The organism is Pseudoalteromonas sp. APC 3691, from assembly GCF_030408135.1.
In the GTDB taxonomy this organism is placed as follows: domain Bacteria; phylum Pseudomonadota; class Gammaproteobacteria; order Enterobacterales; family Alteromonadaceae; genus Pseudoalteromonas.
The window spans coordinates 15,113-31,543 of record NZ_JASDCB010000031.1 but is presented as its reverse complement, the minus strand read 5'-3'; the positions used below and the strand labels follow the sequence as shown (position 1 = coordinate 31,543).

The 16,431-nt window shown below is 39.6% G+C and carries 11 protein-coding genes; 4 read left to right on the top strand and 7 right to left on the bottom strand.

Going from position 1 to position 16,431, the window contains the following annotated elements; genetic code table 11:
* The first annotated feature begins 31 nt into the window (after positions 1–31).
* The 3 genes from QL998_RS11515 (at position 32) to QL998_RS11505 (ending at position 4,464) form a co-directional block, all read left to right on the top strand.
* Entirely contained in the window at positions 32–2,110 is a 2,079-nt protein-coding gene (locus tag QL998_RS11515) for a M13 family metallopeptidase (RefSeq protein WP_290192714.1), read from the top strand.
* A gap of 258 nt (positions 2,111–2,368) precedes the next feature.
* A complete protein-coding gene (locus tag QL998_RS11510; protein ID WP_165742957.1) occupies positions 2,369–3,082 on the top strand; it encodes a YebC/PmpR family DNA-binding transcriptional regulator in 714 nt (237 codons plus the stop codon).
* A gap of 77 nt (positions 3,083–3,159) precedes the next feature.
* Complete coding sequence (locus QL998_RS11505) at positions 3,160–4,464, top strand: leucine-rich repeat-containing protein kinase family protein (RefSeq protein WP_033011265.1); 1,305 nt, start codon at positions 3,160–3,162, stop codon at positions 4,462–4,464.
* 79 nt (positions 4,465–4,543) lie between these two features.
* On the opposite strand, the gene QL998_RS11500 is transcribed toward QL998_RS11505, so the two are convergent.
* The 6 genes from QL998_RS11500 to glk form a co-directional block, all read right to left on the bottom strand.
* Positions 4,544–5,668, bottom strand: a complete 1,125-nt coding sequence (locus tag QL998_RS11500; protein ID WP_024597617.1) for a sterol desaturase family protein — start codon at positions 5,666–5,668, stop codon at positions 4,544–4,546.
* A 205-nt stretch (positions 5,669–5,873) separates the two neighbouring features.
* On the bottom strand, positions 5,874–6,878 hold the full coding sequence (gap, locus tag QL998_RS11495; protein WP_002959757.1) for a type I glyceraldehyde-3-phosphate dehydrogenase: 1,005 nt from the start codon (positions 6,876–6,878) through the stop codon (positions 5,874–5,876).
* Between the two features lie 9 nt (positions 6,879–6,887).
* Positions 6,888–7,508, bottom strand: a complete 621-nt coding sequence (gene eda, locus QL998_RS11490; protein WP_002959756.1) for a bifunctional 4-hydroxy-2-oxoglutarate aldolase/2-dehydro-3-deoxy-phosphogluconate aldolase — start codon at positions 7,506–7,508, stop codon at positions 6,888–6,890.
* 33 nt (positions 7,509–7,541) lie between these two features.
* Entirely contained in the window at positions 7,542–9,392 is a 1,851-nt protein-coding gene (gene edd / locus QL998_RS11485) for a phosphogluconate dehydratase (protein ID WP_002959754.1), read from the bottom strand.
* 336 nt (positions 9,393–9,728) lie between these two features.
* Positions 9,729–10,742: a LacI family DNA-binding transcriptional regulator gene (locus tag QL998_RS11480; RefSeq protein WP_002959752.1), complete on the bottom strand. Its 1,014-nt coding sequence runs from the start codon at positions 10,740–10,742 to the stop codon at positions 9,729–9,731.
* Between the two features lie 38 nt (positions 10,743–10,780).
* The gene (gene glk / locus QL998_RS11475; RefSeq protein WP_002959751.1) at positions 10,781–11,773 is read right to left on the bottom strand and encodes a glucokinase; all 993 of its coding nucleotides are present in this window, start codon (positions 11,771–11,773) and stop codon (positions 10,781–10,783) included.
* A 290-nt stretch (positions 11,774–12,063) separates the two neighbouring features.
* On the opposite strand from glk, the gene QL998_RS11470 reads away from it, so the two are divergent.
* A complete protein-coding gene (locus tag QL998_RS11470) occupies positions 12,064–13,080 on the top strand; it encodes a LacI family DNA-binding transcriptional regulator (RefSeq protein WP_197098408.1) in 1,017 nt (338 codons plus the stop codon).
* Between the two features lie 204 nt (positions 13,081–13,284).
* On the opposite strand, the gene QL998_RS11465 is transcribed toward QL998_RS11470, so the two are convergent.
* A complete protein-coding gene (locus tag QL998_RS11465) occupies positions 13,285–16,212 on the bottom strand; it encodes a TonB-dependent receptor (protein ID WP_290192713.1) in 2,928 nt (975 codons plus the stop codon).
* Positions 16,213–16,431 lie beyond the last annotated feature (219 nt).

Genomic DNA, 16,431 nt, shown 5'->3' with positions numbered 1-16,431 from the left:
TTTGAATCAAAAAGCTCCTCAGGGGAACATAATGAAAAAGAGTTTAATTGCCGCAGCATTAGCTGCCACATTTATTACCGGTTGTTCAGAGCCGCAAACAACAAAAACAGACGAGCAACAACCTAAAATAGTCACTGCAGCAGTGACAAAAAAAGCAGAGTTAGGTAGTTTTGGTGTTGATTTAACAGCCCGTAACGAAGCCGTTAAACCAGGCGATGATTTTTTTATGTATGCCAGTGGCACGTGGTATGACAACTACGTAATGCCTGCAGATAAAACCCGCTACGGTGCATTTTCAGGATTAGCTGAGCGCAGTGAAGACGATGTTAAAGCTATTATTGAAGAAATAGCCGCACGTAAAGATTTAAACGCAGAAGAAAAACTCGTTGCTGATTTTTACAATGCGTATATGGATACCGAAACACTTAATAAACTAGGTGTAGCGCCTATTAAGCCATTGTTAAGTGAAATTAGTGATATAGCGTCAACTGACGATTTAGCTGAAATGTTTGGTAAGTCTTGGTTAACCGGTAATAAAGCCCCTTTTGGCGGCGGCATGTGGTTTAACCGATTAGACCCTAACAAATATGAAATGTCCCTCGGTGCTGGTGGTTTAGGCTTACCCGATCGCTCTTACTACCTTGAAGACGCTGAGCGCTTTGTTAAAACCCGTACAGCTTATGTTGCTCACATTGCTGATATGCTTGAGTTTGCAGGAGTCGAAAATACCACTGAGCGCGCTCAAGCTATTTTAGACCTTGAAACCAAAATTGCACAAGGTCACTGGCCACGTGAAAAGCGTCGTAATCGCGATTTAACCCTAAACCAAGTTGAGCGTACCGATTTAAGCACTGCTTACCCTGGCTTTAACTGGGATTTATACTTTGAGCAAACAGGTTATAAAGTACCTCAGTTAAATGTCTCTCAGCCTGAGCCAATAAAAGCGATGATTGAGCTAATCAATCAAGAAGATATTGCAGTATGGAAAGACTATCTAACGTATCACGCTATTAGTGGTAACGCAGGTTTACTATCAGAGGAAGTATTTAATACTAACTTTACTTTTTTTGGTAAAGAACTAAACGGACAGCAAGAGCCTCGTCCTCGTTGGAAACGTGCAATAAGTCAAATGTCGGGCACAAATTCGCTTGGTTTTGCAATTGGTAAAATATACGTAGCACGTTACTTCCCTGAGTCATCAAAACAGCAAATGTCTGAACTGGTTGAAAACCTTCGTACAGCCCTTGGTGAACGTATTGATAATCTCCAGTGGATGGGTGATGCAACTAAAGTAAATGCGCGCGCTAAGCTTGCTGCCTTTGTACCAAAAATTGGTTACCCCGATGTATGGCAGTCTTATGATGGTTTGAGCATTACTAAAAACGATTTAATCGGTAATGTGAAAAACATGCGTGAGTTTTTCCACGCAGAAAGTGTTGAAAAAGAGCTACAAAAAACAGACCGTAACCGCTGGGGCATGACGCCACAACGCGTAAACGCTTACTACAATAGCTCGTTTAATGAAATTGTCTTCCCGGCTGCGATACTACAACCGCCGTTTTTCGATCCAAATGCCGATCCGGCAGTAAACTATGGCGGTATTGGCGCTGTAATTGGTCACGAAATGGGTCATGGATTTGACGATCAAGGTTCAAAATCAGACGAAAACGGTGTGCAACGTAATTGGTGGACTGATGCAGATCGTGCTGCATTTGACAAAAAAGCCGATCAATTGGCTGCGCAGTACAGTAAGTACGAGCCAATTGAAGGTAATTTTGTTAATGGTCGAAATAGCCTTGGCGAAAACATTGGTGATGTAGGTGGTTTATCAATGGCTTACCACGCTTACAAACTCAGTTTAAATGGTAAAGAAGCACCTGTTATTGACGGTGTTACTGGCGATCAACGCTTCTTCCTTGCGTGGGCACAAGTATGGAAAGAAAAACGTACTGAGCAAAGCATGCTTAACCAACTTCGTGGTGGCACACATGCCCCAGGTCGCTTTAGAGCACAAGCGCCGCGTAACCACGATGCATGGTACAAAGCGTTTGATGTAAAACCAGGCGATGCGTTATACCTTCCTGAAGATGAGCGTGTACGTATTTGGTAAGTAACACTTACTTTTTATAACTTAGTAAGGCAACCTGTTATACAGGTTGCTTTTTTATTGAATTAAATTTACACATAATAGATATAATTCCAACGTCTAGAACCCTCGATGATCCGATTAATAAAATACAGTTTACATGGCTTTTAAACGTTACCGATTTAATCTGTTTTAATACTTACTAGCCCTTGAATGCATTTACCTTTAGAATACGCATTATAATTTTATTCTATTATTTACATATATTAAGGCGAAACGCAGATGGGAAGAGCTTACCAAAACAAAAAAGATTCAATGGCTAAGACTGCGGGTGCTAAAACTAAAGTTTATTCTAAGTACGGCAAAGAAATTTATATTTGTGCAAAAAACGGCGGTGTAGATCCAGATGGTAACTTATCATTGCGTCGTTTAATTGAACGCGCTAAAAAAGACCAAGTACCAGCACACGTTATTGACCGCGCAATAGACAAAGCAAAAGGCGGCGGCGGTGAAGACTACGCAGCAACACGTTACGAAGGTTACGGCCCTGGTAACTGTATGATTATTGTTGACTGTTTAACAGACAACAACAAGCGTACCTTTGCTGATGTCCGTGTTTGTTTTACCAAAGCAAATGCTAAAATTGGCGCTCAAAACTCTGTTTCACATTTATTTGATCACCTTGCTATTTTTGTATTTGACGGTGATGACGACGAAGCAGTACTTGAAGCTCTTATGATGGCTGATGTTGATGTAACTGACGTAGAAGTAGATGACGGTAAAGTTACTGTTTTTGCTCCTCATACAGAGTACAACAATACACGTACAGCGCTTGAAGAAATGGGCATTACTGAATTTGACGAAGACCTAATTAGCTTTGTGCCACAAATTGAAACGCCAATTGAAGGCGAAGACGTTGAAGTTATGGAACGCTTTTTAGCAATGTTAGAAGATTGCGACGACGTACAAAACGTTTACCATAACGCGCAATTCTAAAGAGCGATTTAGTAAGTTAGAACGACTTTAAGCCAACAGCTATGTTGGCTTTTTCATTTTTAGAACATGGTATTAATATGAACTCCCTTAAAGAGCTTAAAAGTGGCAAACTTGTTGGTGCTACTCGCCTGCAATTGGTAGAAGAGCTAACGACATTTCCTGAAGAAATCTTTAGCTTAGCTGACACGCTTGAAGTTCTCGATTTATCAAATAATAACTTATCAACACTACCTGATGAATTTGCCTGTTTAACAAACCTGAAGCGTGTGTTTTTATCGTTTAATCAGTTTAAGCATATTCCTAAAGTGCTCGCTAAATGCCCTGCTTTAATTATGGTCGCGTTTAAAGGTAACCAAATTTCTGAATTTGCATTAAACAGCCTGCCAAAAAATATTGAGTGGCTAATACTCACCGATAATACGTTAAGCGAATTGCCTGAAGATTTTGGTAATTATACCCAGCTTAAAAAGCTTGCGCTTGCAGGCAATCAACTTAAGCAACTGCCAAGTAGCATGGCGCAGTGTAAAAACCTTGAGCTTGTTAGGCTCTCTGCTAATAACTTAACACACGTAGACGACTGGCTGTTTGAATTGCCTAAACTTACTTGGCTTGCGTTTGCCGGTAACGATTTTAATAAAGCTCAGTGCCTTACAAAAAGCTGCTTAGAAAATAAGTCTCTTAACGATTACACACTTAGTCATGTTATTGGCCAAGGTGCATCGGGCGTTATTCATTTAGCACAAGCTATTGAAAGTGCTGTAGCGATTAAATTATTTAAAGGCGCAATTACCAGCGACGGCTACCCGCTTGATGAAGTAAATTGCTGCTTACAAGCAGGCGATCACGCTAATTTAATTAAAGTACTTGCCTACATTGAGCAAAGTGATCAGCTAGGTTTAGTAATGGAGCTAATAGATAAAAGCTTTGCTAATTTAGGCCTGCCTCCAAGCCTTGAAACCTGTACGCGTGATACCTTTAATGATGATTGCCATTACTCAACTCACGCTATTTTAAAAATTGCACAGCAAATGGTAAGTACCTTACATCACTTGCATATTTGTAAAGTAAGCCATGGCGACGTGTATGCGCATAACACCATGATAAACAAAGATGCTGATGTATTATTTGGTGATTTTGGTGCAGCCACAAACTTAGCCATGTTAAGTGATTATCAACAAAAGCAAATCGAGTTAATTGAAGTACGTGCATTAGGGTGTTTAATTGAAGACTTATTAGGCACGGTAACTGGCGATGATAAACAAAGTGAGCTCTTTGTTAAAATGTCCAATATGGCAAAATGTGCCATGCAACCTACATTAAATCAAAGACCTACATTAAATCAAAGACCTACATTTACTGAGTTATTAGCAGAGCTAAAATAAATTTAATATTAATAATATAAGCGAGCAAAATGTAACATCTTACTCGCTTTTATTTTATGTTTATTCGGATTTTCCGTACTTATTTAGTGCGCTTAAACGGGTAAACCTGTTGTTTAAGCATACCTACGGGCATGTAATCCCCGACTACACCATACGCTTGTGGCCACTCTTTTTGGCCTTTAACAGCAGTACCAAACACATAATCTAAAAACGAAAAATGTGCAGCGTAATTTCGGTCAATCGCGGCTTTATCTGACGCATGATGCCAATGGTGAAACTGCGGTGTAACCATAAAATATTTTAGCCAACCAAATTTCACACGCACATTTGCATGGTTAAACACAGCCTGCAAACCCACAATTATTACGTACAAACTAATTATTTGCTGTGAAAAACCAAGTACAAATATAGGCGTGAGCACTAAGCTGCGCGTTACGAGTATTTCAAGAATATGCTGGCGAGAGCCCGCTAACCAATCCATTTCTTTAGCACTGTGATGTACGCCATGAAAGCGCCATAATAAAGGGACTTCGTGATAGGCACGATGCACCCAATACTGCATTAAATCAGCCACGAGTATTATTAAAAACAACTGCACTATAAAGGGTGTTTGCTCTATATAACCTTGTACTGTAGATGATACAGCCCAGCCAAAGCCATAATGCACAAAGTGGTTAGTAACGAGTAATACAAAACCAATAATTAAATGATTTACAAAAAAGTGGTTTAAATCGCCTCGCCATTCGCTACGTAATATTTTTTGATCTTTACGATGAGGTAATAACTTTTCAATCACAATAAATATAAGTGTTGAGCCGAGTAAATCTAAAATAAACCAATCAAGCCCTATATAAGGTGTATCAGAAGCAAATTCGTTTACTTCAACGTTTGGTCCGCCAAACATAATAGCGAGTAAAATAAAAAACCACGCTGTAGCCCCTAAACGCTTATTGGTATTACGTACAAAGTTAAGTAATCCTAAACTGCCCGAGACCAATAATGATGCAAACATAAGCTGACGTAAAAAGTCGACGCTGTAGCTTTTTCTCAGCTCTGGTGTGGTTAAATATTCAGGAAAGTGAAACGCTAATACGCCTAAGCAACTCAGTATTGCTAAAAAGCAGGCTATGTAGCCACTTATGTTGCCCTCACCTATCTGAAGATGATTTGTGCGAAATACTTTTCGCGATAGAGCTCTGATCATTTTTATTATTCCTTGCGTCGTTGAGTTGATTAAATACAACGAAATTCCATTGATTTACACACCCACATATTAACAAAATTTAGGGTATAAAAAATACAAATAGTTCCCTTCTAATTTTGAATTGCAAATATACAGATAAACTAAACGCAAAAAAGCCACGCAATGCGTGGCTTGGTTGGATAAAGCTAAACTTTTACAAGGTCAATTATAAGTACTGACCTAATGCTTTAACTTGGTCTAACATGCGGTTTGAGAAACCCCACTCATTGTCGTACCAAGCCATTACTTTAACTAGTTTGCCATTGGCTTTAGTTTGCGTTGCATCAAAGATAGACGACGCTGGGTTATGGTTAAAGTCGATAGAAACAAGCGGAAGCTCGTTATATTCTAAAATACTCTTCATTGAACCCGTTGATGCTTCTTTCATGATTGCATTGATTTCTTCTGCAGTCGTATCACGCTTAGTGATAAACGTAAAATCAACTAAAGAAACATTGATTGTAGGTACACGTACCGACATACCATCTAATTTACCAGCAAGTTCTGGTAATACTAAACCAACAGCTGCCGCAGCACCTGTTTTAGTTGGGATCATAGATTGAGTTGCACTACGCGCACGGTATAAATCTGGGTGGTAAACGTCAGATAAGTTTTGATCGTTGGTGTAAGCGTGAATAGTCGTCATGCTACCTTGCTCAATACCTACTGTGTCGTTAATTGCTTTTGCAATTGGCGCTAAACAGTTAGTAGTACAAGAAGCGTTAGAAATGATATTGCTGTCAGCATTAATTACGTCGCTGTTTACACCATGCACTACTGTTGCATCTAAACCAGTACCAGGAGCAGATACGATTACTTTTTTAGCGCCTGCAGTAATGTGCTTAGCGGCGTCATCACGTTTAGTGAAAAAACCAGTACATTCTAAAACGATATCTACGTTTAGCTCTTTCCACGGTAAGTTTGCAGGGTCACGTTCTTGCGTTAACGTAATTACGTCATCCCCAATTAGCATAGTGTTGTTTTCAAGTGTTACTTTTTTTGAAAATTGACCATGAACAGAGTCATATTGCGTTAAATGTGCATTTACGTTAGCTGGTGCTAAATCGTTAATTGCTACAATTTTAATTTCGCTGTTTTGAGCTGACTCATAAAGTGCACGTAAAACATTTCTACCGATACGGCCGTACCCGTTAATTGCTACATTAATCATTTTAGACTCCTATTTAAGTTCACTTGCTTGGCGAGCAAGCGCTTCAATTGCTTGCCAGTCTTTATTTTCAATTAGTTGTTTATCTAGCATCCACGTACCACCAACACAAATAACGTTGTTAAGCGCTAAATAATTAGGAGCAGTTGCTAGGCTAATGCCGCCAGTTGGGCAAAAAGTAATATGTGGTAATGGGCCACCGATTGATTTAAGCATAGCTGTTCCGCCTGCAGCTTCTGCTGGGAAGAATTTTAAATACTTAAAACCATGCGACGCAAGTTGCATAACTTCACTTGCAGTTGCAGCGCCTGGTAAAAATGGTATATCTGATGTTTTAGCTAAAGCAATAAGCTCATCGCTCACACCTGGACTCACCATAAAATCTGCACCAGCAGCAACCGAAAGATCAAAACTTGCCTTATCTACTACCGTACCAGTACCTACATAGGCTTCAGGTACTTCTGCTTTCATTAGCTTTACAGCTTCTGCAGCAATGGGTGTACGTAGTGTTATTTCTAAGGCTTTTAAGCCACCGTTGTATAAAGCTCTTGCAAGTGGTGCTGCATCTTCTAATTTTTCGATTACAACCACTGGCACTACGGGTGCCGATGCTAAGATTTTTTCAATACTCATTACTTGTTCCTCATTACCCAGTATGGCTAATATTTATTCAAGTCCAAAAGCACTCGCGCCTAAATCGGCACTGCTTACGATATTTCTAAATCCAGTAAATAATTCACGACCTGTACCAAATGTTGCACTTGGCAGGCTAAGCTCTGCTTCACGCTTAGCAAGTTCTTCGTCGCTAACGTGTACTTTTAATATTCCGTTTGGCGCATCAAGCGTCACTAAATCGCCTTCTCGGATTTTAGCAATAATGCCGCCTTCTACTGCCTCTGGTGCTAAGTGAATAGCAGCAGGTACTTTACCTGATGCACCCGACATACGACCGTCAGTAACAATGGCTACTTTAAAGCCTTCATCTTGAAGCGTTGCCATTACTGGCGTTAACTTGTGTAGCTCTGGCATACCTTTCGCTTTAGGGCCTTGCTCTTTTAGCACGGCAATAAAGTCTTGGTTTAATTCGCCACGAGTGTATGCATCTTGCAGAGCACTTTGTGAACTAAATACTTTTGCAGGAGCAGTAACGGTTTGATGTTCTTCAGCAACAGCTGACACTTTGATAACAGCTTTACCTAAGTTGCCAGTTAGAAGTTGCAGACCACCTTGCTTACTAAATGGGTTACTCACTGGGCGAAGTACTTCTTCATCGTGCGAGTTTGCTGGGCAATCTACCCATTTAACTTTAGTTGGGCCAGTTGAGTCGCTCATGATCAAGCTATCGTCTTTATCCAAACGAGGCTCTGTCATGTATGGTGCTAAACCATCGCCAAGCATTGTTTTAACGTCTGTATGTAAGTAACCAGCGCTTGCTAGTTCTCGCATTAAGAAACCCATACCGCCTGCTGCTTGAAAGTGGTTTACATCAGCTGAGCCGTTAGGGTAAATACGTGTAAGAAGTGGTACAACTTCTGATAAGTCAGACATATCTTTCCACGTAACCTGAATGCCGGCAGCTTTTGCTATCGCAACAATATGGATTGCATGGTTAGTAGAACCACCTGTAGAAAGCAGACCCACTAAACCATTTATAATCGTTTTTTCGCTGATCACATCGGCTAAACACGGGCTTTCTTTATCATCCGTAAGCTGCTTAAGCATTGTCTCTACAGCATTACCTGTAAGGCCATCGCGAAGCTCAGTGTAAGGATTAATAAACGAGCTACCTGGAAGGTGTAAGCCCATTATTTCCATCAACATTTGGTTTGAATTGGCAGTACCGTAGAACGTACACGTACCAGCGCTGTGATAAGACGCACTTTCAGCTTCAAGTAAGTCTTCGCGGCTCACTAAACCTTGTGCAAACTTTTGGCGAATACGTGCTTTTTCTTTATTCGGAATACCTGATTGCATTGGACCTGCTGGTAAAAAGAACACAGGTAAATGACCAAACGACAATGCACCAATTAATAAACCTGGAACAATTTTGTCACAAACGCCTAAACAAAAAACGCCATCAAACACATCGTGCGAAAGAGAAATTGCTGTAGACATAGCAATTACATCGCGAGAAAAAAGTGAAAGTTCCATACCGTCACGCCCTTGCGTAACACCATCACACATTGCAGGAACGCCACCAGCAACTTGAGCTGTAGCATCGTATTTTGTTGCAATGTCTTTAATTAAATCTGGGTAGTCTTTGTATGGCACATGAGCCGATAACATGTCGTTGTATGAGTTGATAATAGCAAGATTTGGTTGCTCATCAGCCTTTAAGCGCGCTTTGTCATCACTGCTACATGCAGCCATAACATGGGCTATATTTCCGCAACCTAAACCGGCACGAACTCTTGTTTGTTTTTTTGCGTGCGAAATGCGATCTAAATAATCTTGACGGGTATTTTTACTGCGTTCGATAACGCGCTGGGTAACTTCTTGAATACGAGGATGTAACATAATTTAACTCATCTCTATTAGTTAGAGGATAAAGGCTCAGTAGCAACTACAGACTCCACGTAAATAACTGTACTGAGCATCTTTGATTTACCCGTTCAAAGGTACGCTACCAGGGAGCCTCTCACAACAACCCTGACACCGGTGTCACTGTATTAACGCATAGCAATGACACCGGTGTCAACCCCGGGTAACAAAAATAGTTTAATATTTTAACATGACCGAATAATGACCTAATTGATTTTTAGCCACAAAGCATGTTTTAGCAAGTTCAGAGTAAAAAAAAGCCCGAATAAGCGTCACTCATATTCGGGCTACTGTGAAAGTGTTTTAAACTCACTATTTTATTGCTGAGGTAGACTCGCGTGTAATCAAGCGCGACTCAAGCGTTACCTGATACGGCTGCTCTTGTGGCTGAGCTATGTGTGAAATAAGTTGCGTTACGGCTTGTTTAGTCATCTCTTCAACGGGCTGTGCAATCGTTGTTAACCCGGGCCAAATATGACGTGCAATGGGCGCATTATCAAACCCAGCTATTGAAATGTCATCAGGCACTTTTAATTGGCGCTGAGTTGCTAATTTAAGTACGGCAGCCGCCATGTAATCGTTTGATGCAAATACAGCTGTTGGCCTAGGGGATAAATCTAATATGCTGCGTGCACTATCTACACCTGAGTGATAACTAAAGTTACCCTCCTCGACTAAGCGCTCATCAAATTCTATACCATGGCTTGCAAGTGAACGCCTGTAACCTTTAAAACGTTGTTGCGTGGCACTGTGATCCGGGTGCCCTTTAATAAAGGCTATAGATTTATGACCGAGGTTAATTAAATGCTCGGTAATCTCAAATGCGCCTTGCTCGTCGTTACTACGCACTGAAATTGAATCATCTTGTAGTAAAGCTGAAGCAACTCTTGCATAAGGAATTTTTTTAGATTTTAAAAAAGAAGCAAGCTCAGCAAAATCACCAAAAGGAGGTGTTAGCACAATGCCATCTAATCGAGAAGTTTGTAGTAATTGCTCAATATTATTTATAAGTGCTTCACCACGAAACTCACAAGGGTGTATCAATAAATTATAGTTGTTTTCTTTACACGCTTCTAAGGCGCCCGTTTGCACTCGGGTAATATAACTTTTACTTGGGTTATCGTATAAACAGCCAATAATAAAGCTACGATTTTGAGCAAGACCTCGTGCAATTGGATTTGGGGTGTAATCAAGCTCTTTAAATACCGCAAGCACCTTTTCTCGGGTGGCGGCACTTACATTAGGCTCATTGTTTAACACGCGTGAGACGGTTTTTTTAGAAACCCCTGCATGGCTTGCTACACTATTTATGGTTACTTTTTTCATCTGTCCATTATCCAAATACAACCTGTAAGACCAAAGCCCTATTTGCTATTGTGTAAACACGCAGCAGCGCCAATAAGCGGTATGTTGTCTTGTGTTACGAGTGTTACAGGGATTTGTCCTGCGTACTGCGACATAATACCCTTTTGCGAAAATCGTTCAACAAAACGACTCTCAAGAAGTCTCGCTTGCATACGAGGTAGTATTCCACCGCCAATAAATAATCCACCTAACGCGCCATAAACAACCGCTAAATCACCGGCAACACTGCCAATCCAATCACAAAACTGGTTTAAGGTTGCATCACACACATCACATTCACCACTATTTGCAAGGCTGCTAATTTGTGCGGCATCTAAATTTTTAGCTGTTACACCCTTAACCGCAGACATTGCTTTGTATAAATGCGTTATGCCAGGACCTGAAAAAACTGTTTCGATAGAAACATGGGGATGATCTTTACGTAACTCATTTAATAATAAAGTATCGAGTTCATTAACAGGTGCAAGTGATATATGCCCCCCTTCTGAACTTAGCACTGCGGTAGATTGAGACGTTCTAACTAAGCACGCGGCACCAAAACCAGTACCTGGACCTATAACACCAATGTTTGCGTTATCATCAGCTTGACCTGATTTAACAATGACATTTTGTTTAGGATCTAAGTAAGGGGCAGCGTAAGCAAAGGCAGCAAAATCATTAATGACTTCAAGTTGTTGTAAATCAAAATGAGTTTTAAATTCACTGACGCTAAAATGCCAACCTAAATTGGTTAAATGCACTTGCCCGGCTTTTATTGGCCCTGCAACGGCTAAACATGCGCGTTTGGGTGCAATATGTGGGACTGTTTGTAAATATTGCTCGAGCGCACTTTCAAGAGAACCAAAATTGGCACTAGGAAAAATATTAATGTGCTCTATTATAAATTGGTTAGTCTGTTCATTAAAAGCAGTTATTAAAGCAAAGCGGGCATTAGTGCCGCCGACATCAGCAACTAAGATGGGATCAAATTGGGCAGAAGCGTTTGGGCTCATAGTATTATCTCTTTTGTTAAGCGACTCATGCTTATTATTTTACAATGGTGTACCATTGTTATTTATACTTTGAGCTATCACCTCAAAGTAGCTATCACAGTAAAAAATGCTGCCTATAAAGATATAGACAGCGAATACGTTTTGACAACAAAATGATAAAACACTGACATTATGACACCGGTGTCAGGAATTTATCAATAAAAATATACGTTAATTCACAAAAAGCTTGAAATTATTCATCAATAAACGAAAATGACACAATTATTTATCAATTTAATTAAGTTGTAACAATGAAAGGTAAAGCTACCTCATTTGATATTGCCCACTATGCAGGGGTATCTCAATCGACTGTATCTCGCGCTTTACGTAACAGCCACCTTGTTAATGAAGAAACACGCAAGCGTGTTTTCGATATAGCGAAAAAGCTTAATTATAAAGTTGATAAAAATGCGAGTAACCTTCGCACTCAACAAAGTAGTACGCTTGCATTATTGTTGTTTGAAGATCCCACTTCTGACGAGTCCCAAATAAATCCTTTCTTTTTAGCCATGCTTGGCAGTATTACCCGTGCTTGCGCTACAGAAGGTTACGATTTATTAGTTTCATTTCAATCGGCCAGTGCTGATTGGCAAGCAGACTACGAAGACAGCCACAGAGCCGATGGCATTATTTTACTCGGGTATGGCGATTACATTGATTACCAACCAAAATTTAACACCTTACTTGAACAAAATACTAAGTTTGTTTGCTGGGGTGCAACGGTAGATAACCGTCCCGATTTAACTGTTTGTTGTGATAACTACGGTGGCGGTAAGCTCGCCGCTGAGCACTTTATTGCGCATAGCAGAACTGATTGCGCTTTTATTGGTGATGCATCTGATCACAGTCCTGAATTTTTTAGTCGATTTCAGGGTTTTAAGGATGAGCTATTGGCTAACAACGTTAAAATAAATGAGCGTAAAATGGCTAATGCTATCTCTACTGAAGAATCTGGCTATCACGCCACACGCTCACTAATTGCTAATAATATTAAATTTAACGCCTTATTTGCTGCAAGTGACTTAATTGCTATAGGGGCTATACGCGCACTTAAAGAAGCAAATATCAACGTGCCGAAAGATGTTGCGGTTGTCGGCTTTGATAACATAGCCATTGCAAGTTATGTAAACCCACCCCTAACTACAATAGAGCAAAACACCACTATTGCTGGGCAAATGTTAGTAGAGAACCTATTAAAACTGATACGTGGTGAAGAAGTTCAAAGCACCCTGTTGCCTCCTATTCTCATTCCTAGAAGTTCAAGCTGAGCCGGGCTGATAAAATAAAGTAGAATTTATAAACGGTTTTAATTGGAAGTTACAACGACACTAATTTATTCAGTATATTTTTATCTATTCATTTCACTTTTCTTTCTGATCTATTCATATCTCATAAAAATTCAAAATTTAGATATAAAAAAAGCCTCTAACGAGGCTTTTATTAAACAACTTTTAACTCATACTAACAAGTTATTAAAAATCGTAAGACGCTGATAATTGAATTCTACGAGGAGACTGGTAAGACTGAGCTAAACCAAATGTAGCATTTCCATCGCCAGCAGCTATTTCTGCAGCTTCGTCGTAACGAGTTTCAGTAGCAGCATCAAATACGTTAAATACATCCATAGCTAAACGAACTTTCTGATCGTTAAAGCGAAGGTTATAAGTAAAGTTAAGATCTAAACGTGCTGTCCATGGTGTAGTACCCATGCTGCCACGAGGGAAACGTTTGTCACCTACATAGTAAGTATCACCATATTGGTATTGATCAGGATCTGGAGTATAACCTTGACCTAAAGCAGTCCAAGGACGTCCAGATGCGATATTAACATTAGCACCAATTAAGAAGTCTTCTGTAACAGCAAAAGCACCATAAATTTTAATGTTATGACGACGATCTGCAGGTAGATTACCATTAGCACCATCCATTAAATAAGGGTAATCCCAATCTTGCGTAAGACCTGCATCATCCTGACCATTATCAGATTTAACAAAACCTTCTGTATTACCATAGTTGTGAGACCATGTGTATAGCGCTTTTAAAGACCAAACCTGATCCCATGTTTTCTCTAATGTTAAATCAACTGATGCATATTTACGCTTAGCATCCGGGTAACCTAACTCTTCTGCACTAAAGCTATATTCTTCAGTGGTGCCGTCACCATCAAGATCGAAATTGAAAGTAGCGCCATTACCAGGGTTAAATAAGAACCAGTTTTCACCTAAATATTCACCATTTTCATCATTAAAGATATAAGAACCATCATCAATTTGATTACCTAAAACACGGTAAGTTGCCTTGATACCCCATGACCAATCATCATTAATTGCTGCTTGATAACCAATCATATACTCATCGTTATACATTGGTTCAAGATCTTTATCAGATAAGGTATTTGATGGTTTCGCAGTACCGTCACCACCATTAGAAATAGCAGGATCACCTAGCTGAGTACCTAAACCTACAGGAGTACCGTCAGCATTTAACCCTTCAAAAGCGTACCAAGTTTGGATATACGTTTCTGCACCCGCTAAACGAATATTTGTATTAGCTGCTACCGGTAGGTAATAACGACCAGCAGTGAAGAATAACTTACTATCGCCATCTCCATTAATATCCCAAGAACCACCTATACGAGGGGCAATTTGGTTATCAATAGAAACAAACTCTTCGCCATCTGCATTGTAGTTAGTAAAGCTATCATTACGGAGGCCTAATGTTAATGTTAAATCTTCAGTAACTGACCATTGATCTTCAATATAAATAGCCCAGTTTTCTACTTCAAACGAACCGCCATTTTTATAATCGCGTACACGTGTTGTCTTCATTTCTTCAGGTAAGACATAACCATTAGCCAGCCTTGCGCCTTCTTCATATGTACGATAATAGTAGTAAACGCCACCAGAGTTTTGTGTTGTTGAATCAGCTGTATTAGTTTCAGAATCATAGCCAAATCTTAACGTATGCTCATCGTTTAGGTAGTAATCAAAGTCAACTCGCAATTGCTCACGTTTATCTTCATTTTCACCAACAGTAAAGTTTACATAACATGTAGTATCCTCACCTAAATCGGCATCATAACCTGTAGGACAATCATCGAAGTCTGAGTAATCAGTTTCTGAAAACTTAACTTGGCCAAACATTGCTGACATACTTAGATCATCTGTAAGGTTACCAGTATAGCGAACTGCAAAACTTTCTCCGCCTCGCTTATGATAAGCTGTACCACCATCTACAGTATAATTACCATTTCCTTGAGGATCTGAAATGGTTTTTTCTGAATAAGTTCGTTTATCACTAAAGCCCCAAAGCATTAGTTGATGATCTTCGTTAATATTCCAATCAAAACGAGCTAGGTAATATGGGTCATCATCTTTTTCAACTGTTAAATCTGTTTGAGATGCATTACCGTATTCGTAGTCATTATCTCTTGCAGTGTAAATACCATAGAAGAATAATGTGTCTTCAACTATCGCACCTGAAGCATAAATACTTGTTTCAAATGAATTGTCGTAGTCGTCTTGGTTATTAACATATAAATCACCAATACAATGGCCATCCGCGTCTTCACAGCGATCATTTTGCTTGTAAAGTGAATCAGGAGCTTGCTCACTTAACGAGTCAGATGAATAAATCGTTTCAACACCAAAGTGAAAATCATTAGAACCAGATTTAGTAACTGATGAGATTAATCCACCGGTAGTACGCCCGAACTCTGCAGAATAACCACCCGTTTTAACTTGGAAGCTATCGTACGCGGTAAATGGGATTGTTGCACCGCCAAGACCATTTCGGAAATTAGTCATATTTAGACCATTCACGTAATAAGCATTTTCAGCTACAGAAGCACCACCAAATGAAGCTTGGTCGCCAAAACGACTGTCCCCTTCAGTTGCGCCTGGCGCAAGCAATGCAACTGAAGTTACAGAGCGAGATATAGGTAAAAGTTCTAGTTCTTCAGAGCTAATATTGAGTGAAGATTCTGATGCAGAAACATCTATCGCACGAATAGAACCACCGACAACTGCAATTCTTTCGATATTACCTGTAGTTAGTGGAATTTCAATAAGAGCTGTTTTACCAACTCCTATTACTACATCTTTAACTTGAGCTTGGTCAAAACCAGCTTGTGAAACTACTATATTATACTTGCCTACCGGTACCTGTTTTAGATCGAACTCGCCGTTAGAATCTGCAATAAGCGTTTTTGAATAACCTTTAGTGTCATCTGTTATTGTTATTGTTGCACCCGCTAGCGAAACACCTGACTGAGCCGTTAAGCTACCTTTTATAGCGCCGTTAACGTTATCTGCCATTGCAGGCATTGCCGCACTCAACGTCATTGCAACTGCTGCAGCAGTAAATGAGCGTTTAAATGTCTTAGAAAAATTGTGGTTCATCTTGATTTATCCCTAGATAATTAAATTATTATTTTTTATGTATTTCATCAAATACTTTATATAACGGTTACTTATTTAAAGTATTTAATCCCCCTTGATCTATAAGGGGAAATAAATTTATAACACAACAAAAACAAACTTGCAAACAACTTGCAAACAAAATGCGACGGAAATTAACAGAAAAACCGTCAACAAAAACAATAAATTAACAGAAAAACA

Bases quoted from the DNA above. Each gene is read 5' to 3' on its own strand.
- gap (WP_002959757.1), bottom strand. From the start codon at position 6,878: ATGATTAATGTAGCAATTAACGGGTACGGCCGTATCGGTAGAAATGTT.
- QL998_RS11515 (WP_290192714.1), top strand. From the start codon at position 32: ATGAAAAAGAGTTTAATTGCCGCAGCATTAGCTGCCACATTTATTACC.
- QL998_RS11505 (WP_033011265.1), top strand. From the start codon at position 3,160: ATGAACTCCCTTAAAGAGCTTAAAAGTGGCAAACTTGTTGGTGCTACT.
- QL998_RS11500 (WP_024597617.1), bottom strand. From the start codon at position 5,668: ATGATCAGAGCTCTATCGCGAAAAGTATTTCGCACAAATCATCTTCAG.
- QL998_RS11510 (WP_165742957.1), top strand. From the start codon at position 2,369: ATGGGAAGAGCTTACCAAAACAAAAAAGATTCAATGGCTAAGACTGCG.
- QL998_RS11465 (WP_290192713.1), bottom strand. From the start codon at position 16,212: ATGAACCACAATTTTTCTAAGACATTTAAACGCTCATTTACTGCTGCA.
- QL998_RS11480 (WP_002959752.1), bottom strand. From the start codon at position 10,742: ATGAAAAAAGTAACCATAAATAGTGTAGCAAGCCATGCAGGGGTTTCT.
- edd (WP_002959754.1), bottom strand. From the start codon at position 9,392: ATGTTACATCCTCGTATTCAAGAAGTTACCCAGCGCGTTATCGAACGC.
- QL998_RS11470 (WP_197098408.1), top strand. From the start codon at position 12,064: ATGAAAGGTAAAGCTACCTCATTTGATATTGCCCACTATGCAGGGGTA.
- eda (WP_002959756.1), bottom strand. From the start codon at position 7,508: ATGAGTATTGAAAAAATCTTAGCATCGGCACCCGTAGTGCCAGTGGTT.
- glk (WP_002959751.1), bottom strand. From the start codon at position 11,773: ATGAGCCCAAACGCTTCTGCCCAATTTGATCCCATCTTAGTTGCTGAT.